This window comes from Geodermatophilus poikilotrophus, from assembly GCF_900111455.1.
GTDB lineage: Bacteria > Actinomycetota > Actinomycetes > Mycobacteriales > Geodermatophilaceae > Geodermatophilus > Geodermatophilus poikilotrophus.
The window spans coordinates 167,665-193,207 of the sequence record NZ_FOIE01000005.1 but is presented as its reverse complement, the minus strand read 5'-3'; the positions used below and the strand labels follow the sequence as shown (position 1 = coordinate 193,207).

The following is a 25,543-nucleotide window of genomic DNA, read 5'->3' as shown; positions in this document are numbered from 1 at the left end:
TCCAGAGGCTCGCCCCGAGCCTGCGAGGGGTGAGGGGGACGAGGTCCTCCATCAGCCCTCGGTGGCGCCCAGGGTGACGTCGACCTGCTCGGACTGCTGCCCGCGGCGCACGGTGAGGGTGACCTCGTCGCCGGGGGCGGCGCTGCGGACGGCGGCGGTCAGCTCGGTCGAGGTCGTCACGACCCGGTCGCCGACCGCGGTGATGACGTCGTCGGACTGCAGTCCCGCGTCGGACGCCGGGGTGCCCGGCTGCACCTGCACCAGCTGCGCCCCGGTGCCGACCTCGGGATGGTCCGGGTCCGCGGCGGTCTGCGCGCTCACGCCCAGGTAGGTGATCTCGGCCGAGCCGTCGGCCACCAGCTCCTGGGCGATGCGCTTCGCGGTGTTCCCCGGGATGGCGAAGCCGACGCCGATGCTGCCGCTCTCCGTCGACTGCCCCGGCGCCCCGGAGGCGACCGTGGCGATGGCGGTGTTGATGCCGACCACCTCGCCGGCGCCGTCGACCAGCGCGCCGCCGGAGTTGCCGGGGTTGATGGCCGCGTCGGTCTGCAGCGCGTCGATGACGGTGGCGTCGCCCTCGGTGGAGCCGGTGGCCACGGCCCGGCCCGTGGCGCTGACGATGCCGTCGGTCACCGTGTCCGACAGACCCAGCGGGGCCCCGATCGCCACGGCCAGGTCGCCGACCTGCACCGCGTCGGAGTCGGCGAAGGTCGCCGGGGTCAGGCCGGAGGCGCCCTGCAGCTCCAGCACCGCCAGGTCGTACACCGGCTGCGTGCCGACGACGGTGGCGTCGTACAGCGTGCCGTCGGAGGTGCGCACCGAGACGACCGCCGAACCCGCGCCGTCCAGGCTGATCACGTGGTTGTTGGTCAGCACGTAGCCGTCCTCGCTGAGGACGACGCCGGACCCGCTGCCCGAGCCCGAGGCGCCGGTGACGTAGACGGTCACGACGCTGGGGGCCGCCTTGGCCGCGGCCGCGGTGACCGCGGTCGCCGTCTGCGGGTTGGTGATGGTGACGTTCTGCGCGGCGGCCGTGCCGCCGCCGGTGCTGCCGTCCGGCCCGTCGGCGAGCAGGGCCACGCCGGCTCCGGCGCCGCCGCCGATCAGCGCCCCGGCGAGCAGACCGGCGACGCCGATGCGCCACCGGCCCGCCGGGCGGGACGGTGCGGGGGGCGCCGCGGGGACCGGGCCCGGCTGGCCGTGCTGACCCGGCTGCCCGAACGGCGGCTGGCCGGGGAGGGGGGAACCCGGCGCGGCGGACCCCGTGGCCTGCTGCCCCGGCGCAGCGCGTCCGCCGGCAGGCTGCTGGGGCCAGGTCGGCGGCGCCCAGTTGCCCGACGCCGAGTGGGGGGTGCCGTAGGGGTCCACGTGTCCTCGTCCTCCTCGTGGGCGGCCGTCCACCGCCCTCCGACATCCACTCTGACCGGAGCCGCTGCCCCGGCGCTTGCGGTCCCCTGTGAGGTCCCTGGACGTGTCACCGGGGGACGTCGGGGAGCAGCCGGCCTCGGGCGACCAGCTCCACCACCGTCCACGCGGCGGTGACCTGCGCGGCCAGCAGGCCGATGAGCACCAGCAGCTGGGCCGCGCCGGCCTCCACCGGGCTGCCGCCACCCAGGAGTACCCCGACGAACGCGCCGGGGAGCGTGACGAGCCCGACGGTCCGGGTCTGGTCCAGCGGGGGCACCAGGGCGGTGGAGGCGGCGGGCCGCAGCAGCTCGCGGACGGCGTCGCGCTGCACCAGCCCGAGCGCGAGGGCGGCCTCGACCTCCCCGCGCCGCGCGTCGAGCTCCTCCCGCAGCCGGCGGCCGGCCAGGGACGTCGCGGTCATCGCCCCACCGACGAGGATCCCGGCGATCGGGATGACCGCCTCACCGCGCAGCGGGACCGTGCCGCTGGCCAGCACGAGGGCCACCACCGGGACGGCGCCGACCAGCACGGGGACCGCGGCGGTGCCCACCCGGCGGGCCGTGCCCGCGTCGCGGAGCGCCAGCCCGGTGGCCCGCCCGGCCGCCGTCACCGCCGCGACGCCGACCATGACCACCAGGAACGACCCCGACAGCGCCAGCGAGCGCACGACGACGAGCAGGACCGCCGACACGACGGCCAGCTGGACCGTCGCGCGCACCGCGGCGACGACGACCGGCCGGTCCACCCCGAGGCCGGAGAGCCGGCCGGCCGCGGCGGCGAGCGCGGTCAGCAGGACCAGTGCCACCGCCAGCCGGGGACCGAGGTCGACGACGGAGGGACCCACGGGCGACGATCATGCCCGGCCGGGCTCCCTGCGGGCCGAGGAGGCCGGGGTCCTCCCTCAGCCGACGGCGATGATCTCCTCGCGCGGCTCCTTCCCGGTCACCCGGTGCACCGGCGGCACGAAGGCCATCGGGGAGGTGCAGTGCCGCAGCAGCCAGCGGTGCAGCCCGTCCATCGGCCGGTGCAGCAGCCCACCGTGGCCCGCGGTCATCGCCAGCAACGGGGTGGGGCAGGCCGCGGCCAGCACCCGGCCGCCGGTCGGCCCGGGCACCGGGGTGTGCGTCAGCCGCAGGTCCGGCCACCGCTCGGCCCACCGCGGGGAGTCCGCGCCCCACTCGCCACCGTCGTCGGACCGGGTGTGCAGCACCAGCAGCGGCCGGCCGGTCCGCAGCGCCTCCTCGGCGGCGAAGACGGCGACCGGCTCGTCGTCCTCGTGCTCGCCGAGGCCGACCACCGCCACGTGCGGGCGGGAGCCGGTGCCACCCGGCCGGGACCGGGGGACGACGACCACCGGGCGGGGCGAGCGGGCGGCCACCCGCTGGGCGACGGACGCGAGCACCAGCTCGTCGGCGGCCCCGGTGGTGGTGATCCCGAGGACGACGAGCTGGGCGTCCTCGGCCGCCCGCAGCAGCGCGGCCACCGGGTCACCGGGGACCACCTCGGTGGAGACCGCGACCGACGGCGCGGTGTGCCGGGCGACCGTGTACGCCTGGGCCGTGGCCCCGCGGGCGCGCGGCAGCTCGGGAGCCGGGGAGCCGGCCACCCCCTGGCGCCCGTGGTGCGGGGTGGCGTGCACGATCCGCAGCGGTGCGTCGCGGCGGACGGCTTCCTCGGCGGCCCAGCGGACCGCCCGCAGCCCGCACTCGCTGCCGTCGGCGCCGACCACCAGGGGCGGCGCCTGCGGGCGGTCGTCCGCCGGGCCTGGCGTGGGCAGCGTCCCGGCGGGGATGGGGGTCGTCGTGGGCACGGGCACCTCCGGATGACGGTCGTCCCCCGTGGCTGCCGTCGAGGGTCCTCGCACGGAGCGCCGCAGGGAAGAGACCGCGCCGCCACGGAGGGTGCAAGACGCGTGCGGCTGGGTAAGGGCGGGATCCGGGTCGTCGCTCCGCCGGTGACCGCCCGCCTCCTGTGTCCGGCCCCGCCCCCGGAGGGTGCCCCCGTGTCCACCCGCGGTCCGCTTCCCCGCCTCCTGCTCTGGTCCGGTGCCGTCGTCGGCGCCGGGCTGGCCGTCGTCGGTGGCCTGGCCCTGCGACCGCCCGGTCTGGTCGCGGTGGGGCTCGCCGCGGTGGTCTCCGCCTGCCTGGCAGCAGGGGTGACCCGTGAGTCCCGGCCGGGGAAGCCCGCCGTCGTCGACGCGGCCTGGAAGGCCGGCGTGGCGACCGTCGGGGTGCTGCTGGTCCTCTCCGGGACCGCCGTCCTCGGTGGGGCGGTGCTCACCCTGCTGGTCGCCGGCGCCGCCGCAGGCACCTGGACGGTCGTCTGGCTCGTCCGCAGTCGCGGTGCCGGGGTCGGGGTTGCGTCCCCGACCGTCGTGGCCCCGGCGCGCCGGCCCGCGGCCCCGCTGCCGCCGGTGTCCTCGCTGTCGACCGCCGACCTCGGCCGCGAGTGGGTCCGGACGACGACGGCGCTGTCCGGTCCGCTCGACGCCCGCACCCGCGAGGCGATCGTCGTCCGGCGGGAGCAGACCCTCGACGAGCTCGAGCGGCGCGATCCCGACGGCTTCGCCCGGTGGCTCTCCGGACTGCCGCTGGCCGGCAGCGATCCGAGCGGCGACCTCAAGCACGGCGACGCCGCCGCCTGAGCCACCGGCGAAAGCGGTCGACCAGCCGGAGTCGAGCGGTCACACTGCGGCGTGCTCGTCACGCTGACCACCACCCGCCCGCCGGCGACCGACCTGGGCTTCCTGCTGCACAAGAACCCCGCGCGGGCGCAGCAGGTCGAGGTCTCGACCGGCACGGCGCACGTCTTCTACCCGGAGGCGACCGACCAGCGCTGCACCGTGGCGCTGCTGCTCGAGGTGGACCCGGTCGGGCTGGTGCGCACCGCCCGCGCCGGCGGGACCGAGGGCGCCGCGCTCGCGCAGTACGTCAACGACCGGCCCTACGCCGCCTCCAGCCTGCTGGCCGTGGCGCTGGGCAAGGCGTTCGCCAGCGCCCGCCGGGGCGTGAGCAGGGAGCGGCCGGAGCTGGTCGACGTCGCCCTGCCGCTGGAGGTGCACGTCCCGGCGCTGTCCTGCCGCGGCGGAGCGGAGATGGCGCACCGCTTCTTCGCCCCGCTGGGCTGGCGGGTCGAGGCGACGGCGGTACCGCTCGACGAGGCGGTCCCCGGGTGGGGGGACTCCCGGTACGTGGACCTGCGGCTGACCGGGGACCTGCGGCTCGCCGACGCGCTCAACCAGCTCTACGTCGCGCTGCCGGTGCTCGACGACGCCAAGCACCACTGGATCGGCGCCGACGAGGTCGAGAAGCTGCTGCGCGCCGGCAGCGGCTGGCTGGCCGCCCACCCGGACCGGGAGCTGATCACCCGCCGGTACCTCAAGCACCGGGCCACGCTGACCCGCCGGGCCATCGAGCGGCTCGCCGAGGTCGACGACGCCGAGCCCGACGCCCTGGACGACGCGACCGCTCCGCCGGTGACCGCGGCCGGAGGGCCCGGGGGTGCCGACGTGGACGCCGATGCAGCCGCGGACGCCGACGTGGACGCCGACCGTCCGCTGCCCCTGGCGCTGCAGCGGCACGGCGCGGTGCTGGCCGCCCTGCGCTCTGCGGGCGCGCAGCGGGTCGTCGACCTCGGCTGCGGCGCCGGCGCGCTGCTGCCCGCGCTGCTCGCCGAACCCACGTTCACCGAGGTGCTCGGCGTCGACGTCAGCGCCCGTGCGCTGGAGGTCGCCGCCCGGCGGCTGCGCCTGGACCGCATGCCCGAGCGGCAGCGCGCGCGGGTCCGGCTGTTGCAGAGCGGGCTGACCTACACCGACGCCCGGCTGCGCGGCTACGACGCGGCGGTGCTCGTGGAGGTCGTCGAGCACCTCGACCCGGACCGGCTGCCGGCCCTGGAGCACGCGGTCTTCGGGGCCGCGGCGCCGGCGACCGTCGTCGTCACCACCCCCAACGTGGAGTTCAACGTGCGCTACACCGACCTGCCGGCCGGCGCCTTCCGGCACCGCGACCACCGCTTCGAGTGGACCCGCGCGGAGTTCTCCGGGTGGGCGACCGCGGTGGGGGAGCGGTACGGGTACGCCGTCCGCCTGCTGGGCGTCGGGACCGAGGACCCCGAGGTCGGCTCGCCCTCCCAGCTGGCCGTGTTCACCCGGGGCGCGGGGGAGGTGGCGGGATGACCGACGGGCCCCGCACCCTCGTCGTCCCCGACCTGTCCCTGGTCGTCCTGATCGGGGTGAGCGGCTCGGGCAAGAGCACCTTCGCGCGCCGGCACTTCGCGTCGACGCAGGTGCTCTCCAGCGACGCCTGCCGCGGCCTCGTGGCCGACGACGAGAACGACCAGTCGGCGACGCCGGAGGCCTTCGCCCTGCTGCACCACATCGCCGGCATCCGGCTGCGCGCCGGGCGGCTGACCGTCGTGGACGCCACGAACGTCAAGGCCGAGGACCGGGCCTCCCTCGTGCGCCTGGCACGCGAGCACGACGTGCTGCCCGTGGCCATCGTCCTCGACGTGCCCGAGGCCGAGTGCCTGGCCCGCAACGCCGCGCGGCCCGATCGCGACCTCGCCCCCGGCGTCGTCCGGCGGCAGCGGGCCGACCTGCGGCGCGGGCTGCGCGGCCTGTCGCGGGAGGGTTTCCGCAAGGTGCACGTCCTCGGCCCGGACGACGTCGAGCGCGCCGTCATCGGCTACGAGAAGCAGTACAACGACCGGCGCGAGGACACCGGACCGTTCGACGTCGTCGGTGACGTGCACGGCTGCCGCGCCGAGCTGGAGGAACTGCTCGGGGAGCTCGGCTACGAGCTGCACCGCGACGAGCGGGGCCGGGCGGTCGACGCCGTCCACCCGGCCGGGCGTCGCGCGGTCTTCGTCGGCGACCTCGTCGACCGCGGGCCCGACTCGCCCGGCGTGCTGCGCCTGGTGATGGGCATGGTCGCCGCGGGGCACGCGCTGTGCGTCCCCGGCAACCACGAGAACAAGCTGGTGCGCGCGCTGCGCGGCCGCGACGTCCAGGTCACCCACGGCCTGGAGCGCACGCTGACCCAGCTCGAGGAGGAGCACCAGGACTTCCGGCGCGAGGTCGAGGAGTTCTGCGCCGGCCTGGTCAGTCACTACGTGCTCGACGGCGGGGCCCTGGTCGTCGCGCACGCCGGGCTGACCGAGCGACTGCAGGGCCGCTCCAGTGCCCGCGTGCGCAGCTTCGCGCTGTACGGCGACACGACCGGCGAGACCGACGAGTTCGGCCTGCCGGTGCGCTACCCGTGGGCGCAGGAGTACCGCGGCCGCGCGATGGTGCTCTACGGGCACACCCCGGTGCCGACGCCGGAGTGGGTGAACAACACCCTCTGCCTGGACACCGGCTGCGTGTTCGGCGGCCGGTTGACCGCGCTGCGCTACCCGGAGCGCGAGCTGGTCGGCGTCCCCGCGCGGCAGACGTACTACGACCCGGCCCGCCCGTTCCTGCCCGCGGAGGGCACCGCCCCGCCGGCCGGGGCCCGTCCCGACGGCGTCCTGGACGTCGACGACGTGCTCGGCAAGCGCGTCGTGGAGACCCGGCTCGCCGGGCGGGTGACCGTGCGCGAGGAGAACGCCGCGGCGGCCCTGGAGGTGATGAGCCGCTTCGCCGTCGCGCCGGAGCAGCTGCTGTACCTGCCGCCGACGATGAGCCCCTCGGCGACCTCGTCGCGGCCGGGACTGCTCGAGCACCCCACCGAGGCGTTCGCCCACTACCGCGGCGAGGGCGTGGCCGAGGTCGTCTGCCAGGAGAAGCACATGGGCTCCCGGGCCGTGGCGCTGGTCCGCCGGGACGGTTCCGGGGTGCTGCACACCCGCACCGGCCGGTCCTTCTTCGGCGGCGACCTCACCGCTGCGTTCACCGCCCGGCTCTCGGCCGCGGCGGAGCGGTCGGGGCTGTTCGACGAGCTCGGCACCGACTGGCTGCTGCTCGACGCCGAGCTGCTGCCGTGGTCGGCCAAGGCCGGCGACCTGGTCCGCAGCCAGTACGCGGCCGTGGGGGCCGCGGCGCGGGCGGCGCTGCCGGCGGCCGTCGCGGCGCTGGAGGCCGCCGCCGGGCGGGGCCTGGAGGTGGGCGACCTGCTCGACCGGCAGCGGCGACGAGCCGGGGACGCCGCGGCGTTCACCGAGGTGTACCGGCGCTACTGCTGGCCGACCGACGGGCTGGCCGGCGTCTCCTGCGCGCCGTTCCAGCTGCTCGCCACCGCGGGGACGACGTACGCCGACCGGCCGCACGCCTGGCACCTGTCGCTCGCCGACCGCCTGGCCGGGGCCGACCCCGAGCTGGTCCGCGCCACCCGCTCGCTCGCCGTCGACCTCGGCGACCCGGCCGGCGAGGCCGCGGCGACGGCGTGGTGGGAGGAGCTGACCGCGGCCGGCGGCGAGGGGGTGGTCGTCAAGCCGGCGGCCAACCTCACCCGTGGCCGGCGGGGGTACGCGCAGCCCGGGCTCAAGGTCCGCGGCCGCGAGTACCTGCGGCTCGTCTACGGCCCGGACTACACCGAGCCCCGGCACCTCGACCGGCTGCGCGAGCGCTCGCTCGGGCGCAAGCGCGGACTGGCGCTGCGGGAGTACGCGCTCGGGCAGGAGGGGCTGGAGCGGCTGGCCCGCGGTGAGCCGCTGTGGCGGGTGCACGAGTGTGTCTTCGCCGTCCTGGCGCTGGAGTCCGAGCCGGTCGACCCGCGCCTGTGACGGCTCGGTGGGTGGTGCCGGGTGAGCACCCGGGACACCGGCCGGCGCGGTGGCGAGGGCGACGGGGACGGCGGTGCCGACGAGGATGCTGACGAGGGCGGTGCGCGCCACAGGTGCAGACCGACGGTGACCGCGACCGCCGGCGTGCCGACGGTCGCCGTGGTCGCGGTGGTGCCGCCCATCGGCTCCGTCGACCCGTCCGGTCAGACGGTCCGGACCGGTGCCCCCAGGCGGATCTCCCCGTCGGTGAGGACGTCGGCGCGCAGGCCGCCGCGGTGGATGAGCGGCCGCAGGACCCCTGGTCCGCTGAGCCGGTCGAGGTGGACGCACGGCTCGCACAGCCGGCGTCCCTCGCACAGCACGTCCCCGATGCGGAAGCGCCGTCCCACCAGGGCGTTGACGTCGATGCCGCGGGTGAGGACGTTGCGCCGGGTGCCGGCGAAGTCCAGCACCTGCCCGGCCGCGGCCATCCCGTCGAGCACCTCGGCAGCGATCAGGGTCAGGTCGTAGCCGGGGCGCCGGGCGGCGCGGGGGGTGAACGTGCCGGCTCCGGCGGCGTAGCGGTCCCCGTCGAACCCCCGGCCGGCGCGGGCCCGCGCGACCCCGAGCAGCTGCATCGGCGCCTCGGCGGCGGGTGCCACCGCGAGGCCCTCGACGGTGCCGCGCAGGTCCGCTCCGGCCTGCCGTCGGTGCAGCACCGGATCGAGGGAGGCGACGGCGTGGGCCTCGCGGATGCGCAGGTCCGCGGTGGCCCGACCCAGCAGCCCGGGTGCCTGCGGGCTGAGCACGACGCCCGGCGGCGTGCCGAACGCCAGCACGGCCACCTCCGCACCGACGGCTCCCGGGTCGGCGGGGTCCTCGACGACGGCGATCCACCACCCGGCCCACTGGAAGCGCACGGGGTCGGCGATGGGCACCAGGCCCGACCCGCGCTCGGCCAGCCAGCTCCGCCAGGCGCCCAGTGCGTGCGCCAGGTCCTCGCCGGGCCGCGGCAGGTCGGTCACCGGCCGTTCGGTGACCGATGCCAGGCACGCGGCGAACCCGCGGGCGAGCGCACCCGTGGGAGGTCCGGGCGGGAGCTCGACGTCGATCACAGGTCCTCCAGGTGTCCGGCCGGAACCGCCGAGCGCGGCACCGGGATACCACACGAGCACGGCTCGCCGCCGTCTCAGGCTCCGCTGACGCCACGGACCACCAGGGAGACGGCGAGGGCCGACATGACGACGGCGATGACGCCGTCGAGGACCCGCCAGGCCGCGGGGCGGGCGAACACCGGCCGGAGCAGGCGGGCGCCGTAGCCGAGGCCGGTGAACCAGAGGGTGCTGCCGAGACCGGCACCGGCGGCGAACTCCCACCGGTGCTCGCCGTACGTCGAGGCCATCGAGCCGAGCAGGACCACCGTGTCCAGGTACACGTGCGGGTTGAGCCAGGTGAGCGCCAGGCAGGTGCCGACGGTCACCGCGAGCCCGGTGCGGGCGCCGGCGGCGTCCGGCAGCAGCGCGCCGGGACGCAGCGCCCGTCGCGCGGCCAGCACGCCGTAGCAGAGGAGGAACGCCGCCCCGGCGAAGCACACCACCGGGATGAGCCACGGCACCCGCGACAGCGCCGCGCCGGCACCCAGCACCCCGGCGAAGATCAGCGCGAGGTCGGAGAGGGCGCACACCGCCACCACCGCGGCCACGTGCTCGACGCGGAGCCCCTGCCGGAGGACGAAGGCGTTCTGGGCGCCGATGGCGACGATCAGCCCCAGGCCCAGGGCGAGCCCGGACGCAACGGCGAGCAGGGCCGGAGTGGTCAGCACGCCGTCGACCGTAGGAAGGAGTCGACCCCCGGTCCAGCTCATGATTCTCATCCGTCATTAGCATCCCTGTCCGTGGACCTCGACCTGGCGCAGTTGCGGGCGCTGGACGCCACCGTCCGCGGCGGCACGCTGGAGGCCGCCGCACGGGCGCTGCACGTGACCCCGTCGGCGATCAGCCAGCGGCTGCGCGCGCTGGAGGTCGCGACCGGCCGGATCCTGCTGGTGCGGACCAAGCCGGTCCAGGTCACCGAGTCCGGGCAGGCGGTGCTGCGCCTGGCCCGGCAGCTGGAGCTGCTCACCGCCGACGTCGCCCGCGAGCTCGGCGGGAACCCCTCGCCCGGAGGGGTGCCGACGCTGCCGATCGCGGTCAACGCCGACTCGATGGCCACCTGGGTGCTGCCCGCGCTGGCGCCGCTGGCCGGCGACGTCTGCTTCGACCTGCACCGCGAGGACCAGGAGTACACCAGCGCCCTGCTGCGCGCCGGCACGGTCATGGCCGCGGTGACCGCGGACGCCGAGGCGGTGCCCGGCTGCACCTCCACCCGCCTCGGCGGCATGCGCTACCGGCCGATGGCCACTCCCGCCTTCGTGCACCGCTGGTTCCCCGCCGGCCCCGCGACCGAGGCGCTCGCGAGCGCCCCGGTCGTCGTCTTCGACCGCAAGGACGACCTGCAGTACCGCTACCTGCACGCGCAGGGCGGGGCCGACGTCGCCCCGCCGGTGCACCACGTGCCGGCCGCGGCGGACTTCGTGGCCGCCATCACCCTCGGCCTGGGCTGGGGCATGGTGCCCGACCTCCAGGCACGCGGGGGAACGGCGGAGCTGGTCCCCCTCGACCCGGCCGCCGCGATCGACGTCGTCCTGTACTGGCAGCAGTGGCGGCTGCGCTCCGCCACGCTCGACCGCGTCCGCGAGGCCGTGCTGGCAGCCGCCGCCCGCGAACTGGACCAGCCCGGCGGGTCCGGGCGCTGATCAGCCCCGCGGTGGCAGCCCGGCCCCGGGGGACCCCCGTCCGGCTCCGGGACAGCGCGACCGTGCTCGCGTCGCCTGCCGGGCCGACCGGCCGCCCGGTCCGCGCCCGCCCGGTCCCTATCCTTGGGCCGGGACGTGTCCCCGTGTCCCGCCGGCGTGGCGCAACTGGTAGCGCACCCGACTTGTAATCGGGCGGTTGGGGGTTCGAGTCCCCCCGTCGGCTCACCGCAGTGCGGCGCCGTCCAGGCGGTGGCCGACGCCGCCGGTCGTTGCAGAAGGCAAAGCAGCGGCAAGAAGTCGGTAAAGCGTCGTCCGGCCCGACGGCGGCCCCCTGCGTGCTGCCTAGCGTCCCGAGCCGTGACCACAGCCGTCGGCCCCTCCCGGGGCCGGCCTGCACCGCAACGGAGCTGTCGCACGGACACCGTGGCCGGGATCCCGGCTCACCGCCCGCACGGGTCCGGGGAACCGGACACCGGGGGCGGCGTCCGGACCCTGCCGCCGGCGCCCGGTCACGGCGCCGGGTGGGGACACCCGCGTACGGCACGTCCGGGACGACGAAGGGTGGAGATGTACCGGTGTCACTGCTGACCCTGACCGTCGTGGCGGTCATCGCCGCGCTGATCCTGCTCACGGTGGGTCTGTACTGGCGCGAGAACAGGCGGGCCGGGGTCCGCCCGCACGACCCCGGTAGGGACCCGGAGTAGGTCGGCGGACAGCCGTCGCCCGGCGGCCGAGGGCAGACCCCGGCCGCCGGGCCACCGGCCTACCGGACCGGGACGGCGTCGTCCTCGCGTGCCCCGGTGGACGCCAGGGGCAGCAGCATCGTGAAGACGGGCGGCGACGCGCACGTCAAGGTCAGCCGGCCCTGCTCGGCCTCGACCAGCCGGCGGGCCAGGGCCAGGCCGATGCCGTGCCCGTCCCGGCGATCGGCCTGGCGGGAGAACAGCACGCCCTCCGGGTCCTGGACGCCCGGGCCCTCGTCGGAGACGTCGACCGCCACGGCGCCGGCCGTCTCCCGCGCGGTGATGGTGACCGTCCCCCGGCCGTGCGTGGTGGCGTTGTCGACCAGCACACCCAGCACCTGCCGGACCGCCGCGCCCGACGCCCGCGCGTCCGGGGCGCCGGGATCGACCCGCACCTCCAGGTCGCGGCCGTGCAGTGCCAGCCGGGCGGCCCACTCCGGCGCCAGCTCGCCGAGCAGCGCGTCCAGGTCGACCGGGCCGGCCGACGTGGCCTGCCCGGCACGGGCCAGGCCGAGCAGCTCGTCGATGATCGCCTCGAGGCGGTCGGCGTCGACCAGGCTCGCGGCGATCGCCTGCCGGGGGTCGGCGTCCGTCCGCTCCAGCGCCGCCTCCAGCCGCAGCCGCATGCCCGCCAGCGGTGTCCGCAGCTGGTGCGAGGCGTCGGCGGAGAACGCCCGCTCGCGGGCCAGGAGGTCGTCCAGCCGGATGGCCGTCGTGTCGAGTGCGGCGCCGACCGCGTCGATCTCCTCGATCCCGCCGCGGCGCGTGCGGACGCTGAAGTCGCCGTCCCCGAGCCGGCGGGCGTTCTCCTCCAGGTCCTCGAGCGGACGGGCCAGCCGCCGCGCCTGTTCCCGAGCCACCAGCCAGGTCACCATGATCGCTGCGGCGGCCAGCCCCGCCATCGCGCCCCAGACGAGGCCGACCTCGCCCAGCACGTGGCTGCGCTGCTCGGTCACGAGCACGGCGCCGATCACGTCCTCCCCGTGCGTGACCGGGACGGCCGCCATCACCAGGTCGTCGTCGATGCGGGCCTTCACCTGGCCGTCCAGTGCGTACTCGAGGACGGCGACGTCGCGGTCGGGAGCGGATCCCGCCAGCAGGTCGCCGTCCTCGTCGAAGACGGCAGCGGTGAGGTCCTCGTCGTCCTCCCCGACGTCGGTGAGGACGTCGCGGTCGACCGGCGAGCCCACCTCCACGTCGTCCGCCACCCCGAGGGCGACGTGGCTGGCCTCCCGCACGAGGTAGCCGCGCTCCTGCCCCAGCATGTGCGCTCGGACGGCCCAGCTCAGCGGGAGGGCGAACAGGCAGGTGGCGAGCACGGAGGCCAGGACGGCCAGGGCGACGATCCGGGTGCGCACGGGCGTGGTCTCCGTTCCGCGGTCGGCGGGCACGGTGCTCGGGAGCGCCAGGGTGCACCGTCGCCCAGGCGCTGTCACCGCCTCCTGCCGCGGCGCGACCGGTCCCGGATCCGAGGAGGCGGTGCCACGATGCCCGCATGGCCGGACGGGTCCTGCTGGTCGAGGACGACGCGTCCATCGGCGAGGCGCTGGTGTCGAGCCTGCGCAGCCACGCCTACGAGGTCGCCTGGGAGCGCACCGGCGCCGGCGGCCTGGCCCGTGCCGCGGCCGGCGCGGTCGACCTCGTCCTGCTCGACCTCGGGCTGCCCGACCTCGACGGCGTGGAGGTGTGCCGGCAGCTGCGGGTGGCCCAGCCGGGGTGCGTGCTGGTGATGCTGACGGCGCGGTCGGCGGAGATGGACGTCGTCGTCGGGCTGGAGGCGGGCGCCGACGACTACCTGGTCAAGCCGGTCCGGCTGGCCGAGCTGCACGCCCGCATCCGGGCGCACCTGCGCCGCGGCGGGAGCGGGACGACGGGGCCCGCCGTCCGCGCCGTGGGCGAGCTCGTGGTCGACGTCGCCCGGCACCGGGTCACGGTCGGGGGCGGGGAGGTGCACCTGCGGCCCAAGGAGTTCGACCTGCTGGCGCGGCTGGCCGCCCAGCCCGAGGTCGCGCACAGCCGCGAGCAGCTGATGGCCGACGTGTGGGACGAGAACTGGTTCGGCTCGACGAAGACCCTCGACGTCCACGTCGCGGCGCTGCGGCGCAAGCTGCAGGAAGCCGCGCCGCCCGGCCTCGGGATCCCGCAGATCGTCACCGTGCGCGGCCACGGCTACCGGCTGGAGCTGGCGGCTCCCGACGGGCGGTAGCCGGTCGCTGGGCGGCCGAGGACGCCGACGGCGACCGGGGCCAGGGCCCAGGTCGCGGAACGGGAGACGGTCCCGCTGCCGATGTCCGGGACGCCGCCGTCGTCCAGGCGCTCCGCGCGGACCGCACCGTCGGTCAGGACGGCGTGCACCGTGTCCAGGACGTGGTCGAGGCAGCGGTGCGGGCGTGGGGTGTACCGGGACACGTGGGCCTCGACGGTTAGCAGCTCACCGCCGGCGGGGGCCCCGGGGCGCTCGTCGGCCGCCCAGCTCGGGACGATCGAGGACGGCGCCGGCAATCGCTCACACTGCAGCCCGACGGCGTGGTTGAGCAGCAGGGTCCCGAGCAGCGGGTCCCGGGTCAGGAGGCCGCCGACCACGAGGTGCAGATCCGTCATCGCCGTCCTGCCGCTGTGTCCGAGGGGTCGGGGAGGGGCGCCTCCGACGCTAGGGGGTGGGTGGCCAGCGGTGACCCAGCGACGGGCAAGAAGTCGGTTAACGGACGTCGCGTGGTGGGCCGGGGCCCGCGCCCGCTAGCGTGGCGCCCGGCCGGCGGCGAGACGACGGCGCCGGGGAGCCGAGCCCAGGAGGCTGCCGTGTCCGACCACGTGTACCGGCTGAGCGAGATCGTCGGCAGCAGTCGGACGAGCGTCGACGACGCCATCCGCACCGCGATCCGCAAGGCCGCGCAGACCGTCCGGCACGTCGAGTGGTTCGAGACCAAGGAGATCCGCGGTCAGGTCGTCGACGGCGACGTCAACTACTTCCAGGTGCGGCTGGCGATCGGCTTCCGCGTCGAGGACTGAACGAGGACCCCCTTCCTCCCCACGCCTCGCAGGCTCGGCGCAGGCCCCCGGAGGCCGGCCGTCCCAGTACGTCACCGGGCTCGCGGCGGGACCCTGCGGGGGTTCTCAGTCGAAGCTGCCCGCGCCGTCGCGTCGGTAGGGGGAGCGGCGCTCGACCTGTTCCCGCTCGTGGCGCTCGGCCCGGATGCGCGCCGCGGTGCCCGGCGGGTAGCCGGCCTTGGCGACCCGGTGCTCGGTGGTCTCGACCATGAACGCCGTGGAGAAGATCAGCCCCATGAGCAGCCCGCCCCCGGCGGCGGAGAGCCGGTAGACCAGCGGCACCGGGACGACGGCCAGGCAGAGCACCAGCACCGGCAGCAGCTGTACCACGGCCCGGGTCAGGTGACGGCGAGCCCAGCCGGGCTCGGTCGTGTCGGCCAGCACCCACGCGGAGAGCTCGGAGGGGAGCCGGCCACCCAGCGCATAGCGCACCCACTGCAGCGGGGTGGGCCGGCGCGCGGCGGTGAGGATTCGCACACCGACGACGGTAGGCCGGGAAGGGCGTTGCCGGGGGCCTGTGGGCGAGAGCACACTCGCCCCGCGCGACCCGACGGCGAGGAGGTCCGGCATGCACATCACCCAGCTGCTCCGCCGCAAGGGGGCCGGCGTCGCCACCGTCGACGCGACCGCCAGCGTCCGCACCGCGCTGGCCCTGCTCGCCGAGCACGGGGTCGGCGCCCTCGTCGTCTCCGCCGACGGCCGCACCGTCGACGGGATCGTCTCCGAGCGGGACGTCGTCCGGGCGCTGCACGAGCGCGGCGCCGGCCTGCTCGCCGACCCGGTCTCCAGCGTGATGACCGCGCAGGTGCACACCTGCGTCCCGGGTGCGGGCGTCGAGGAGCTGGCGCGCACGATGACCCAGCACCGGGTGCGGCACGTGCCGGTCGTCGAGGGCGGCGCGCTGGTCGGGATCGTCTCCATCGGCGACGTGGTCAAGGCGCGGCTCGACGAGCTGGAGGAGGAGCGCGCCCAGCTCGTCGACTACATCCAGACGGGCTGAGCGCCGCCGCTGAAACCGGTGGACCGGCCTCGGGGAGCCGGACGTACGGTGCAGGGGTGGACGAGCGGCGCGCCGGGGTCGCCTCCGGTCTGGCCGCCTACGGCCTCTGGGGGCTGTTCCCGCTGTACTTCCCCCTCCTTGAGCCCGCCGGCGGGCTGGAGATCGTGGCCCACCGGGTCATCTGGTCGCTGCTGTTCGTCGCCGTCCTGCTGACCGCGGTGCGCGCCTGGCCGCAGGTGCGGGCGACGGTCACCGACCGCCGTGCGCTGCTGGTGCTGTCCGGCGCCGCGGTGCTCATCGCCGCCAACTGGCTGGTCTTCGTCTACGCCGTCAACTCCGGGCACGTGGTCGAGACCTCGCTGGGCTACTTCATCAACCCGCTGGTCAGCGTGCTGCTCGGCGTCGTGGTGTTCGCCGAGCGGCTGCGCCGGCTGCAGTGGGTGGCCGTGGGCACCGCCGCGGTCGCGGTGGGCGTGCTCACCGTCGACTACGGCCGGCCGCCGTGGATCGCCCTGACGTTGGCGCTCACCTTCGGCCTGTACGGGCTGATGAAGAAGCTGGTGCGCGTCGCGGCTGCGCCGGGGCTGTTCGTGGAGACCGCCCTGGTCGTCGTCCCCGCGGTGGCGGTGCTCGCCCTCCTCCACGCGCAGGGGGAGGGGACGGCGGGCAGTGCCGGGACCGGCCACCTGCTGCTGCTCCTCAGCTCGGGGGTGGCGACCGCCGTCCCGCTGCTGCTGTTCGCCGGCGCGACCCGGCGCATCCCGCTGTCCACCGTGGGGCTGCTGCAGTACGTCACGCCGCTCATGCAGCTGGCCATCGGCGTCTTCGTCTACGACGAGCCGATGCCACCGGCGCGGCTGGCCGGCTTCGTCATCGTCTGGGTGGCGCTGGCCGTCTTCACCGTCGACAGCCTGCGCCACGCCCGCGCCGGGGCCCGCCGGCGGACGGCGGAGGCCGCGCCCGCACCGGTCTGACGAGGACCCCTGCCTCCACCACTCGAGGGCTCGGACCAGGCCCCGTCCAGAGGCTCGCCGCAGGCCCCGTCCAGCGGCTCGTCCCGAGCCTGCGAGGGACGAGGGGGACGGGGTCCTCCCACGGTGAGGACGAGGTCCTTCCACGGGCGAGGCGGCCGCCGCGGCCCGGGATGTCGGTGGGGCGGACTACCGTCGGGGTGTCCCTCAAGGAGGTGTCCAGTGTCTGCCGAACCAGCTCCCGCGGTCTCCCCGCCGGGGGGCGAGGTGCCTCTTCCCCCGGCGGCCGACCCGTCCACCGCGCACGTCCCCGACCCCGCTGCCCCGTCCGCCGGCCTCACCCGCCGCGAGCACGAGGTGCTCGCCTTCGAACGGCAGTGGTGGCGCCGCCCCGGCGCCAAGGAGACGGCCATCCGTGACCGCTTCGGCCTGGCGCCGACGCGCTACTACCAGCTGCTGAACGCCCTGGTCGACAGGCCTGCGGCCCTGGAGGCCGACCCGCTGCTGGTCCGGCGGTTGCGCCGGCTGCGCGCCGCGCGGGGACAGCGGCGATCGTCTCAGTTCCTGGGCAACGGGGGCCGCGGCATCTAGATTTGCTCACCGTGGGCAGGCACGCCGCATCAGGCGGTGACGAAGCGGACCGGGTGAGCGCCCCGGTCCCGCACGGTCGGCGTCGCACCGACGGCCCGCACAGCCCGCCCCCGGCCGAGCACCCGACGGCGCCCAGCCGCAGCCGCGCCGACCGCCGACGCGACGGCCTGCTCGAGGCGGGCGAGGACCCGGGCCGCCGGCGTGCTCCGCAGGGCCGGCCGGTGCCCCCCGCGGTACCGGTCCGCGCCGCCGCCCCCGCCCGCTCCGCCGCCCCCGCCCCCGCCCCACTGCGGGGCGCCGGCTCCACCGCCCGTCCGGGCAGCCCGGCCGGTGGGCCGCCCCGCCCCGCGCCGGGCGCCACCCGCGCCGGCGTTCCCGCCGCGGGTGCCGGCCGCTCGGTCGTCCCGGCCGCGGCTGCCGGTCGCTCCGCTGCCCCGGCAGCCGGCGCCGGTCGTTCCGGCGCTCCCTCGCCGAGCCCCGGCCGCGTCAGCGCGCCGGCCCGGCCGGTGCCGGTCCCGGTCGCCGGTGCGGCCCGACCCGCCCCACCCGCCGACCGGCCCCGCGCCGCCGAGCCGGCGCCGGTGACCCGCATGCGGCTGCCGGTGCCACCGTCGGCCGCCGTGCCCCCGGCTCCCGCGCCGCAGGCCGCTCCCCGCACCACCGTCGCCCCGTTCCAGGCGGTCCCCACCCCGGACCCCGTCGACGAGCCGGCCCCTGCCCGGCCGGCCGAGACGCCCCGCCGCCGCGCCGCCGACCGGGTCCGGCCGTGGGCCGACCACGCCGCGCCGCCCGCCGCGTCGCCGACCGGGTCCTCGGGCGAGCCGTCCTGGTCCTCGAGCCCGCCGCCGGCCGTGGCACCGGCCGCCGGCGCCGCCGCGGGCTACCGCGACTGGACCAGCCCCTCCCGGACCCGTGACGAACGCCCGGCCCCGCCGCCGGCCACCGAGGCGATCCCGGACCGCACCCCCGCCGGGTCCTCGCGTGCGGCCGCGCCGGCGACCGAGGCCATCCCGGACCGCACCCCCGCCTGGGACGACGAGTCCGACGACCGGTACGAGGACGACCGGTACGAGGACGACCGGTACGACGAGGACCGCTACGACGACCGCGGTCACGACGGGCGCCACGACGACGGACGCCACGACGACGGGCGCTACGACGACGAGGACCGCAGCGCCGGCGGGGACCGCAGCGACGGCGACCGGGACCGCCGGGGGCCGGACACCGGGAGCTCCACCGGGGTCGTGGGCGGCCGCGCCGCCTTCCGCGCGGAGCGCCAGGCCGCCGAGGCCGAGCGTCTGCGCGCCGTCCGCACGGCCCGGCAGGAGGAGGCGCGCAGCTCCGGGGTGCGCCGCGTCGCGGTGGGTCTGCTGGCCGTGGCCGTGGTCGCCCTCGTGGTGCTCGGCGTCTACTCCTTCACCTCGTCGGAGGCCCAGGAGGCCTCCCGCAGCACCTCGCCCGAGCTGACCGCCACGACGCCGGCGCCGGCCGTCCCCAGCTCGGCCCTGCCGCCCCTGGACGTCCAGCCCCTGCCGCCGGTCGACGCCGCCCTCGCCGAGCCGGTGCGCGTGCCGGTGACCGTGCTGAACGCGACCGGCGTGTCCGGCCTCGCCGGGGACATCACCGCCGAGCTGACCGCCGGTGGCTGGGCGTCCGCGGGCGTCGGTGAGTACCAGGGCGCCGACGTCGCCACGACCACCGTCTACTTCACCGAGGGCGACCAGGCCCAGTACGACGCCGCCGTCCAGCTCATGCAGCAGTTCCCGCAGATCAGCGGCCCGGCGGTGCGCTTCTTCGAGGTCCCCGACGTCGCGGACCCGGGTCTCGTGGTGGTCACCACGGGCGAGTGGCGGCCCTGACCGCGCCCGGACGCCCGCGGAACCCCTGGGCGCTGCCGTCCGTTGGCGGCTCCGTGCGTCCCGTTCGCGGGCCCGTGCGTCCCCGCCCGCGCCCCGGCGCCCGCGCGACGTCCGCTGCCCTGCTCCTGCTGCTCACCCTGGCCGTGGCCGGGCTGCTGCCCCCGGTCCCGGCCGCGGCGGCCGAGGACGCTGCCACCGAGGAGGCGCGGGTCCCCGTGGGCCGGGGCGCCGACGCCGCCGAGCTGGACACCACCCTGTTCCTGCCGGCCTCGGCGAGCGCCGCGGCACCCGCGCCGGCGGTCGTGCTCGCCCACGGCTTCGGCGGCAGCAAGGACTCCGTCGCCGACGACGCCCGCGACCTCGCCGGGCGCGGCTACGTCGTCCTCACCTACTCCGCGCGCGGCTTCGGGGAGAGCACCGGCCGGATCGGGCTCAACGACCCGCGCTCGGAGGTCGCCGACCTCTCCGCGCTGCTGGACCGGCTGGCCGCGCGGGACGACGTCCTGCTCGACGCCGAGGGCGACCCGCGGGTCGGCGTCGCCGGCGCCTCCTACGGCGGGGCGCTGGCCCTGCTCGGGGCCGGCTACGACGACCGGGTCGACGCGATCGCCCCCCAGATCACCTGGAACTCGCTGACCGCCGCGCTGTTCCCCTCGCAGCTGGGGGAGCCGGCCGCCGGCACCGTCGCGGCCACCGCGCAGGCGCAGGACGGCGGGGTCTACAAGCGACTGTGGTCGGGGCTGTTCTTCGGTGTCGGGTCGGCCCCCAGCGGCGGGCTGCTGGGCGCGCTCGGCGGCGGGGACGGCGACGGCGACGGCGCCGCTGCGGCCGCTGCGGCGGGGAGCCCGCCTGCGGAGCTGCCCGGCGACCTCGGGGCAATCGACCCGGCGGCGGTGGACCCGCAGGCGGTCGAGCAGCTGCTGACCTGCGGCCGCTTCACCCCCGAGGTGTGCGCGGCCTACCAGTCCGCGGCGTCCACCGGCACGCTGACCCCCGAGATCGCCGCCGTGCTGGACCGCAGCAGCCCGGCTCCGGTCCTGGAGCGCATCGAGGCACCCACCCTGCTGGTGCAGGGCACGCAGGACTCGCTGTTCGGCCTCGGCCAGGCCGACGCCAACGCCCGCGGCATCGCCGCCGACGGCACCCCGGTGAAGGTCGTCTGGTACCAGGGCGGCCACGACACCCAGGCGTCCGAGCGCACCACCGAGCAGCTGCGCGAGCAGGTGGCCGGCTGGTTCGACTGGCACCTGCGCTCCGCCGACGACCCCGCCCGAGGCCCGGACCCCGGCACCGGCTTCGAGTTCCCCGCCCCCACCGGCGTGACCGCGACGGTCGGCACCGTGCAGGGCGGCAACCGCACCGTGACCGCACCGGCGTACCCGGGCCTGGCCGGCACCGGGCCGGCGCAGCGCTCGGCGATCGCCGTCGACGGGCCGCTGCAGCCGGTGGTCACGCCTGCCGGTGGGACGCCGGCCGCGATCACCGTCGTCCCCGGACTGGGCTCGCTGGCCTCGGCGCTGGCGGGGACGTCGTTCGAGATCCCCGGCCAGTTCGCCGCCTTCGAGAGCGAACCGCTCGGCGAGGCGGTGGAGGTCGTCGGCGCCTCGACGATCGACCTCGCCGTCGCCTCGCCCGGTGGCTCGGCGACGCTGTTCGCCAAGCTCTACGACGTCGCCCCCGACGGGACGGCGACCCTGCCGGCGGGCCTGGTCGCGCCGCTGGCGCTGACCGGCCTGTCCGCCGACCCCACGGCCCCGACGCAGATCAGCGTGACGCTGCCGGGGATCGTGCACCGCTTCGAGGCCGGCCACACGATGCGCGTGGTGGTCTCCTCGACCGACCAGGCCTTCGCGCTGCCGTCCGAGGCGGCCGTCTACTCGGTCGCGCTGGCCACCGGCGGGGACGCCGCCGCGCTCGCCGTCCCGCAGGTCGACGGGCGCACCGAGGACCCGAACGGCACCTCCCGCTGGTGGGTCCTGCTCGGCGGAGTGGCCGCGCTGGGCCTGCTCGGCTGGCTGGCCGCCGTGCTGTGGGGGCGCCGGAGCCGCCGCCGGGTCTCGGTCGTCGAGCCCGACGGGGAGGACGTGCCGCTGCGCTTCACCGGCGTCACCAAGGCCTACAAGGACGGTTTCGTCGCGGTCCGCGACCTCTCCTTCGAGGTGCGCCGCGGCCAGGTCCTCGGGCTGCTCGGCCCCAACGGCGCGGGCAAGACGACGTCGCTGCGCATGCTCATGGGGTTGATCCGGCCGACCGAGGGGCGGATCACCGTCTTCGGCCACGAGATCCGCCCGGGCACGCCGGTGCTGTCCCGCCTCGGCTCCTTCGTCGAGGGCACCGGGCTGATGCCGCACCTGTCCGGCCGCGACAACCTGCGGCTGTACTGGGCCGCCACCGGGCGCCCCGCCGAGGACGCGCACATGGAGGAGGCGATCGAGGTCGCCGGCCTCGGCGCCGCGATCGACCGGCCCGTGCGCCGCTACAGCCAGGGCATGCGCCAGCGGGTCGCGATCGCCCAGGCGATGCTCGGCCTGCCGGACCTGCTGGTCCTCGACGAGCCGACCAACGGGCTCGACCCGCCCCAGATCCACGCCATGCGCGAGGTGCTGCGCTCCTACGCCGCGACCGGCCGCACGGTGATCGTCTCCAGCCACCTGCTGAGCGAGATCGAGCAGACCTGCAGCCACGTGGTCGTCATGGCGAAGGGGCAGAAGATCGCCCAGGGCACGGTCGACGAGATCGTCGGCACGGGCGGGTCGGTGCTGGTCGGCCTGGCCGACGACGCCGACGGCGACCGGGCGGCCGCCGTCCTCACCGGGTTGCCCGGGGTGACGGTGGAGCGCACCGACGAGGGACTGGTCGCCGACCTCGACGGCACCGGCCGGGCGCCCGCGCTGCAGGCGCTGGTGGCGGCCGGCATCGCGGTCGACGCGTTCACGCCGCGCCGCCGGCTGGAGGACGCGTTCCTGGCGTTGGTGGGGGAGGACTCCTGATGACCGCTCACGTCCAGCCGACCGGGGCGGTCGCCGGCTACCGCCCCGAGCGGACCCTGCGGCTGTCGGTCGAGCTGCGCAGGCAGTTCCGGCGCCGGCGCACCCTCGGGGTCCTGGTGCTCATGGCGGCGCTGCCGCTGGTCCTCATCGCCGCCCTCCAGTTGGGCGGCACCGAGGAGGCCGAGGAGAACGCCCGCATCAACCTGGTCGACGTCGCCACCTCGAGCGGGCTGAACTTCACCCTGTTCGTGCTCTTCGCGACGACGAGCTTCTTCCTGGTCGTGGTCTACGCGCTGTTCTTCGGTGACACCGTGGCCAGCGAGGCCCAGTGGGGGTCGCTGCGCTACACGCTGGCGACCCCGGTGCCGCGGATGCGGCTGCTCCGGCAGAAGTGGCTGGCCGCATTGGTGCTCTCGGTGGGCGCGCTGGTCGCCCTCGTGCTCACGGCGCTGCTCGCCGGCGGCATCGCGTTCGGCTTCGGCGCCGTGCAGACGCCGGTCGGCGTCACCCTGGGCCAGGGGGAGGGGCTGCTGCGGCTGGCCGGGATGGTGGGCTACCTCGCCGTCCACCTGCTGGTCGTGGGCACGCTGGCGTTCTGGCTGTCCACCGTGACCGACGCGCCGCTGGCCGCGGTCGGCGGGGCGGTGTTCACGATGTTCGTGTTCGCGATCCTCGACCAGGTCGAGCAGCTGGGCTCCATCCGCGACTTCTTCCCGACCGCGGAGGAGTTCGCCTGGACCGACCTGCTGCAGACCCCCGTCGACTCCGGCGACCTGTTCCGCGGTGTCGTGCAGTCCCTGGTCTACGCGGCGGTGTTCACGGCGCTGGGCTTCCGGCACTTCTCCCGCCGCGACGTCACGTCGTAGTACGAGGTGAGCCGCCCTGCGAGGGCGGGACGCGGGGACGGGCCCGGAGGGTCCTCCCCGCGTTCGCGCGCAGCGGCTCCGCGCAGCAGGGGGACGGCGATCGGCCGCGGTGCGATCGAGAGGATCGCAGTGTCACAGCGACGCGCGGACGGCCTGTGCCCAGCCCTCGCCCATGGGGGCGTCGGTCACGGTCACGTTGGGGACGGCGGCCAGCCGGTCGGCCATCCCGTCGACCGTGGCCCCGTTCGCGGTGATCCACAGCCGCTCGACCGCCGGCGCCATCTCCAAGTCGCTGACGCTGTCGCCGATGGCCACCGCGTCGGCCGGGGTCAGCCCGCGCCGCTCGAGGTCCCAGGCGATGGCCGCGCCCTTGGAGATGCCGCGCGGCATCAGGTGGTAGACCCGCGGCGGCAGCCCCTCGGGCGCCAGCGTCATGCGGGACGTCGCCGGGATGGCCCCGTTGTCCTTGAGCGTCAGCCAGCCCGCGCCGCGCTCGGCCAGCTCGGCGTCCACGGCCAGCGGGTCGACCCGGCCGCGCAGCAGCGCGTCGGTGAGGTGGGTGGCGTGCCAGGGCGCGTGCCACTCCAGGCGGCCGGCGTGGCGGGCGAGCAGGTCCTCCACGAGGTCCAGCTCGGCCATCACCTCCATCGGCGTCCGGCCGGCGTGCTCCTCGGGCAGCGCGCCGGTCAGCCGGTGCACGCCGCGGCCGCCGTCCCAGCTGACCACCGAGCCCAGCTCGGCGATGGCGCCGTCGGCGGCGAAGATGCGCGCGGCCTCCACGACCTGCTCGAAGGTGCGCCCGCTGACCAGGACCAGCGCGACGCCGGCGCGGTGCAGGTCGTGCAGCGCGGTGGCCGGGTCGGCGGTGAGGTCGCGGGCGGCGGTGTGCCAGAACGAGCCGCGCGGGCCGACCATCGTGCCGTCGAGGTCGGTGTAGACGACGCGCGTGCTCACCGGCCCATCCTGGCCCGGCCCGCTGCGGTGCCCGTCAGGTGGGTAGAGTCCTGGGCGTTCCACTCATCCAGAGGGGCAGAGGGACACGGCCCGACGAAGCCCCGGCAACCGCCGCACCGCGCGTCAGCGCAGCGGAAGGTGCCAATTCCGTCCCGCGCGGCTCGACGGCCCGACGCGGGGAAGATGAGGAGGTAGTCGTCGCATGACCCTGACCGCTCCCGGTTCTGTGCAGGCCGACTCGAGCGCGGGCGGCCCCGTTGCGCCGTCCCCAGCCCGCGGGCTCGTCTGTCGCAACTGCGGCGCCACGTTCGGCCTGATCGCCGAGCACGCGTGCGCCGAGTGCTTCGGCCCGCTGGAGGTCGACTACGACCCCGAGCTGATGCGGGCGGTCACCCGCGAGCAGATCGAGTCCGGCCCGCAGAACATCTGGCGCTACGCCGCGCTGCTCCCGGTGGGTCAGGACCCGGCCGACCGCGTCACCCTCGACCCGGGCATGACGCCGCTGGTGCGCGCCGACCGGCTGGCCGCCGAGCTCGGCCTCACCGGCGGGCTGTGGGTCAAGGACGACTCGGCCAACCCCACGCACTCGTTCAAGGACCGCGTGGTCAGCCTCGCCGCCACCGCGGCCAAGCGGCTGGGTTACAGCAAGATCGCCGCCGCCTCGACCGGCAACCTGGCCAACTCGGTGGCCGCGCACGCCGCCCGCGTCGGGCTGCCCTCCTTCGTCTTCATCCCCTCGGACCTCGAGCCCGGGAAGGTCGTGCAGTCGGCCGTCTACGGGCAGACGCTGGTCGCCGTCGACGGTTCCTACGACGACGTCAACCGGCTGACCAGCGAGCTCGCCGAGACCGACGAGTTCGAGGACACCGCGTTCGTCAACCAGAACGTGCGGCCCTACTACGCCGAGGGCTCCAAGACGATGGGCTACGAGATCGCCGAGCAGCTCGGCTGGCGGATCCCGGCCCAGGTCGTCATCCCGATGGCCTCGGGCTCGCTGCTCACCAAGGTGGACAAGGCGTTCCGCGAGCTGACCGCGGCGGGCATCGTCGAGGCCACCGAGTGGCGCATCTTCGGCGCCCAGTCGGCCGGCTGCGACCCGATCGCCACCGCCTTCGACAACGGCTGGGACGTCGTCAAGCCGGTGAAGCCGACCGGCATCGCCAAGTCGCTGAACATCGGCAACCCCGCCGACGGGCCGTACGCCCTCGACGCGATCCGGCGCACCGGCGGTGCCGTCGGCCGGGTGGACGACGCCCAGATCGTGCAGGGCATCCGCGACCTGGCCCGCACGACCGGCGTCTTCGCCGAGACCGCCGGCGGCGTCACCACCGCGGTGCTGCGCCTGCTGGTCGAGGACGGCCGGCTGGACCCGGCGGCGGAGACCGTCGTCCTGAACACCGGGGAGGGCCTGAAGACCCTCGACCCGCTGGAGCCGGTCGTCGGGCCGACCCACCGGGTGTCCCCGTCGCTGTCGTCGGCCCGGGCGGCCGGTCTCATCGGCTGACCCACCGGGGTGGCGCGCTGCCGGTCCTCCGGGGCGACGTCCCCCCATCTGGTGTGCCGTGCGCGTGAGCCTGGTCTCACCAGGCGTTTCGTGCTGTACGTTCTCCCGCGGTTCGGTTCCACGTTCGTGTTCGAC

Annotated in this window: 23 protein-coding genes, 1 tRNA gene and 1 riboswitch; of the genes, 15 read left to right on the top strand and 9 right to left on the bottom strand. The window is 76.4% G+C overall.

The window, feature by feature from the left end; all coding sequences use genetic code 11:
• Positions 1-51 precede the first annotated feature (51 nt).
• The 3 genes from BMW27_RS12875 to BMW27_RS12865 form a co-directional block, all read right to left on the bottom strand.
• On the bottom strand, positions 52-1,368 hold the full coding sequence (locus tag BMW27_RS12875) for a S1C family serine protease (protein ID WP_091444760.1): 1,317 nt from the start codon (positions 1,366-1,368) through the stop codon (positions 52-54).
• 106 nt (positions 1,369-1,474) lie between these two features.
• Positions 1,475-2,251, bottom strand: a complete 777-nt coding sequence (locus BMW27_RS12870; protein ID WP_091444757.1) for an ABC transporter permease — start codon at positions 2,249-2,251, stop codon at positions 1,475-1,477.
• 57 nt (positions 2,252-2,308) lie between these two features.
• A complete protein-coding gene (locus BMW27_RS12865; protein WP_091445144.1) occupies positions 2,309-3,217 on the bottom strand; it encodes a universal stress protein in 909 nt (302 codons plus the stop codon).
• Between the two features lie 192 nt (positions 3,218-3,409).
• Here BMW27_RS12865 and BMW27_RS12860 point away from each other — a divergent pair, with 192 nt between their 5' ends.
• The 3 genes from BMW27_RS12860 to BMW27_RS12850 are packed head-to-tail and all read left to right on the top strand — an operon-like array spanning position 3,410 to position 8,109.
• A complete protein-coding gene (locus BMW27_RS12860; protein ID WP_139206895.1) occupies positions 3,410-4,051 on the top strand; it encodes a hypothetical protein in 642 nt (213 codons plus the stop codon).
• A gap of 51 nt (positions 4,052-4,102) precedes the next feature.
• The gene (locus tag BMW27_RS12855; protein ID WP_091444749.1) at positions 4,103-5,584 is read left to right on the top strand and encodes a 3' terminal RNA ribose 2'-O-methyltransferase Hen1; all 1,482 of its coding nucleotides are present in this window, start codon (positions 4,103-4,105) and stop codon (positions 5,582-5,584) included.
• Positions 5,581-8,109, top strand: coding sequence for a polynucleotide kinase-phosphatase (locus BMW27_RS12850; protein WP_091444745.1), 2,529 nt, complete (start codon positions 5,581-5,583; stop codon positions 8,107-8,109). The genes BMW27_RS12855 and BMW27_RS12850 overlap by 4 nt, the downstream gene beginning before the upstream one ends.
• Positions 8,110-8,312: 203 nt before the next feature.
• Here the strand turns inward: BMW27_RS12850 and BMW27_RS23720 are convergent, their stop codons facing one another.
• On the bottom strand, positions 8,313-9,113 hold the full coding sequence (locus BMW27_RS23720; RefSeq protein WP_217638144.1) for an MOSC domain-containing protein: 801 nt from the start codon (positions 9,111-9,113) through the stop codon (positions 8,313-8,315).
• A 164-nt stretch (positions 9,114-9,277) separates the two neighbouring features.
• Positions 9,278-9,910 (bottom strand): LysE/ArgO family amino acid transporter, encoded by a 633-nt coding sequence (locus BMW27_RS12840; RefSeq protein ID WP_091444742.1) that lies wholly within the window; start codon positions 9,908-9,910, stop codon positions 9,278-9,280.
• A gap of 72 nt (positions 9,911-9,982) precedes the next feature.
• Here BMW27_RS12840 and BMW27_RS12835 point away from each other — a divergent pair, with 72 nt between their 5' ends.
• The 3 genes from BMW27_RS12835 (at position 9,983) to BMW27_RS24375 (ending at position 11,586) form a co-directional block, all read left to right on the top strand.
• Positions 9,983-10,882 (top strand): LysR family transcriptional regulator ArgP, encoded by a 900-nt coding sequence (locus tag BMW27_RS12835; protein ID WP_091444738.1) that lies wholly within the window; start codon positions 9,983-9,985, stop codon positions 10,880-10,882.
• Between the two features lie 150 nt (positions 10,883-11,032).
• Positions 11,033-11,105 (top strand) — tRNA-Thr (locus BMW27_RS12830).
• 352 nt (positions 11,106-11,457) lie between these two features.
• Positions 11,458-11,586 carry a hypothetical protein gene (locus BMW27_RS24375; protein ID WP_281244759.1) on the top strand — a complete coding sequence of 43 codons (129 nt, stop codon included), beginning with the start codon at positions 11,458-11,460 and terminating at the stop codon, positions 11,584-11,586.
• Positions 11,587-11,645: 59 nt separating this feature from the next.
• On the opposite strand, the gene BMW27_RS12825 is transcribed toward BMW27_RS24375, so the two are convergent.
• The gene (locus BMW27_RS12825) at positions 11,646-12,983 is read right to left on the bottom strand and encodes a sensor histidine kinase (RefSeq protein ID WP_091445142.1); all 1,338 of its coding nucleotides are present in this window, start codon (positions 12,981-12,983) and stop codon (positions 11,646-11,648) included.
• Positions 12,984-13,120: 137 nt separating this feature from the next.
• Here BMW27_RS12825 and BMW27_RS12820 point away from each other — a divergent pair, with 137 nt between their 5' ends.
• Complete coding sequence (locus BMW27_RS12820; RefSeq protein WP_091444735.1) at positions 13,121-13,831, top strand: response regulator transcription factor; 711 nt, start codon at positions 13,121-13,123, stop codon at positions 13,829-13,831.
• On the opposite strand, the gene BMW27_RS12815 is transcribed toward BMW27_RS12820, so the two are convergent.
• Entirely contained in the window at positions 13,795-14,226 is a 432-nt protein-coding gene (locus BMW27_RS12815; protein ID WP_091444732.1) for a hypothetical protein, read from the bottom strand. The genes BMW27_RS12820 and BMW27_RS12815 overlap by 37 nt on opposite strands.
• Before the next feature lie 198 nt (positions 14,227-14,424).
• Here BMW27_RS12815 and BMW27_RS12810 point away from each other — a divergent pair, with 198 nt between their 5' ends.
• Entirely contained in the window at positions 14,425-14,634 is a 210-nt protein-coding gene (locus BMW27_RS12810) for a dodecin (protein WP_091444730.1), read from the top strand.
• A 105-nt stretch (positions 14,635-14,739) separates the two neighbouring features.
• Here BMW27_RS12810 and BMW27_RS12805 read toward each other — a convergent pair whose 3' ends face one another.
• Positions 14,740-15,150 carry a DUF5313 family protein gene (locus BMW27_RS12805; protein ID WP_245743531.1) on the bottom strand — a complete coding sequence of 137 codons (411 nt, stop codon included), beginning with the start codon at positions 15,148-15,150 and terminating at the stop codon, positions 14,740-14,742.
• A 91-nt stretch (positions 15,151-15,241) separates the two neighbouring features.
• Between BMW27_RS12805 and BMW27_RS12800 the strand changes: the two genes are divergently transcribed.
• The 6 genes from BMW27_RS12800 (at position 15,242) to BMW27_RS12775 (ending at position 22,950) form a co-directional block, all read left to right on the top strand.
• Positions 15,242-15,673, top strand: a complete 432-nt coding sequence (locus tag BMW27_RS12800) for a CBS domain-containing protein (RefSeq protein WP_091444728.1) — start codon at positions 15,242-15,244, stop codon at positions 15,671-15,673.
• Between the two features lie 56 nt (positions 15,674-15,729).
• Entirely contained in the window at positions 15,730-16,647 is a 918-nt protein-coding gene (gene rarD / locus BMW27_RS12795; RefSeq protein WP_091444726.1) for an EamA family transporter RarD, read from the top strand.
• A 219-nt stretch (positions 16,648-16,866) separates the two neighbouring features.
• Entirely contained in the window at positions 16,867-17,235 is a 369-nt protein-coding gene (locus BMW27_RS12790) for a DUF3263 domain-containing protein (RefSeq protein ID WP_091444723.1), read from the top strand.
• A gap of 620 nt (positions 17,236-17,855) precedes the next feature.
• Positions 17,856-19,094, top strand: coding sequence for a LytR C-terminal domain-containing protein (locus BMW27_RS12785; RefSeq protein ID WP_139206894.1), 1,239 nt, complete (start codon positions 17,856-17,858; stop codon positions 19,092-19,094).
• 74 nt (positions 19,095-19,168) lie between these two features.
• Complete coding sequence (locus BMW27_RS12780) at positions 19,169-22,084, top strand: alpha/beta fold hydrolase (protein ID WP_245743529.1); 2,916 nt, start codon at positions 19,169-19,171, stop codon at positions 22,082-22,084.
• Positions 22,084-22,950 carry an ABC transporter permease gene (locus BMW27_RS12775; RefSeq protein WP_091444716.1) on the top strand — a complete coding sequence of 289 codons (867 nt, stop codon included), beginning with the start codon at positions 22,084-22,086 and terminating at the stop codon, positions 22,948-22,950. The genes BMW27_RS12780 and BMW27_RS12775 overlap by 1 nt, the downstream gene beginning before the upstream one ends.
• A gap of 132 nt (positions 22,951-23,082) precedes the next feature.
• Here the strand turns inward: BMW27_RS12775 and BMW27_RS12770 are convergent, their stop codons facing one another.
• Positions 23,083-23,904 carry an HAD family hydrolase gene (locus BMW27_RS12770; RefSeq protein ID WP_091444713.1) on the bottom strand — a complete coding sequence of 274 codons (822 nt, stop codon included), beginning with the start codon at positions 23,902-23,904 and terminating at the stop codon, positions 23,083-23,085.
• Between the two features lie 60 nt (positions 23,905-23,964).
• A riboswitch (SAM riboswitch) is annotated at positions 23,965-24,094 on the top strand.
• A 12-nt stretch (positions 24,095-24,106) separates the two neighbouring features.
• Here BMW27_RS12770 and thrC point away from each other — a divergent pair.
• On the top strand, positions 24,107-25,408 hold the full coding sequence (gene thrC, locus BMW27_RS12765) for a threonine synthase (protein ID WP_091444710.1): 1,302 nt from the start codon (positions 24,107-24,109) through the stop codon (positions 25,406-25,408).
• The last annotated feature ends 135 nt before the right edge of the window (positions 25,409-25,543 follow it).

Excerpts from the sequence above, each read along its gene's own strand:
- BMW27_RS12775 (WP_091444716.1), top strand. The coding sequence starts at position 22,084 with ATGACCGCTCACGTCCAGCCGACCGGGGCGGTCGCCGGCTACCGCCCC.
- BMW27_RS12800 (WP_091444728.1), top strand. The coding sequence starts at position 15,242 with ATGCACATCACCCAGCTGCTCCGCCGCAAGGGGGCCGGCGTCGCCACC.
- BMW27_RS12820 (WP_091444735.1), top strand. The coding sequence starts at position 13,121 with ATGGCCGGACGGGTCCTGCTGGTCGAGGACGACGCGTCCATCGGCGAG.
- BMW27_RS12850 (WP_091444745.1), top strand. The coding sequence starts at position 5,581 with ATGACCGACGGGCCCCGCACCCTCGTCGTCCCCGACCTGTCCCTGGTC.
- BMW27_RS12815 (WP_091444732.1), bottom strand. The coding sequence starts at position 14,226 with ATGACGGATCTGCACCTCGTGGTCGGCGGCCTCCTGACCCGGGACCCG.
- thrC (WP_091444710.1), top strand. The coding sequence starts at position 24,107 with ATGACCCTGACCGCTCCCGGTTCTGTGCAGGCCGACTCGAGCGCGGGC.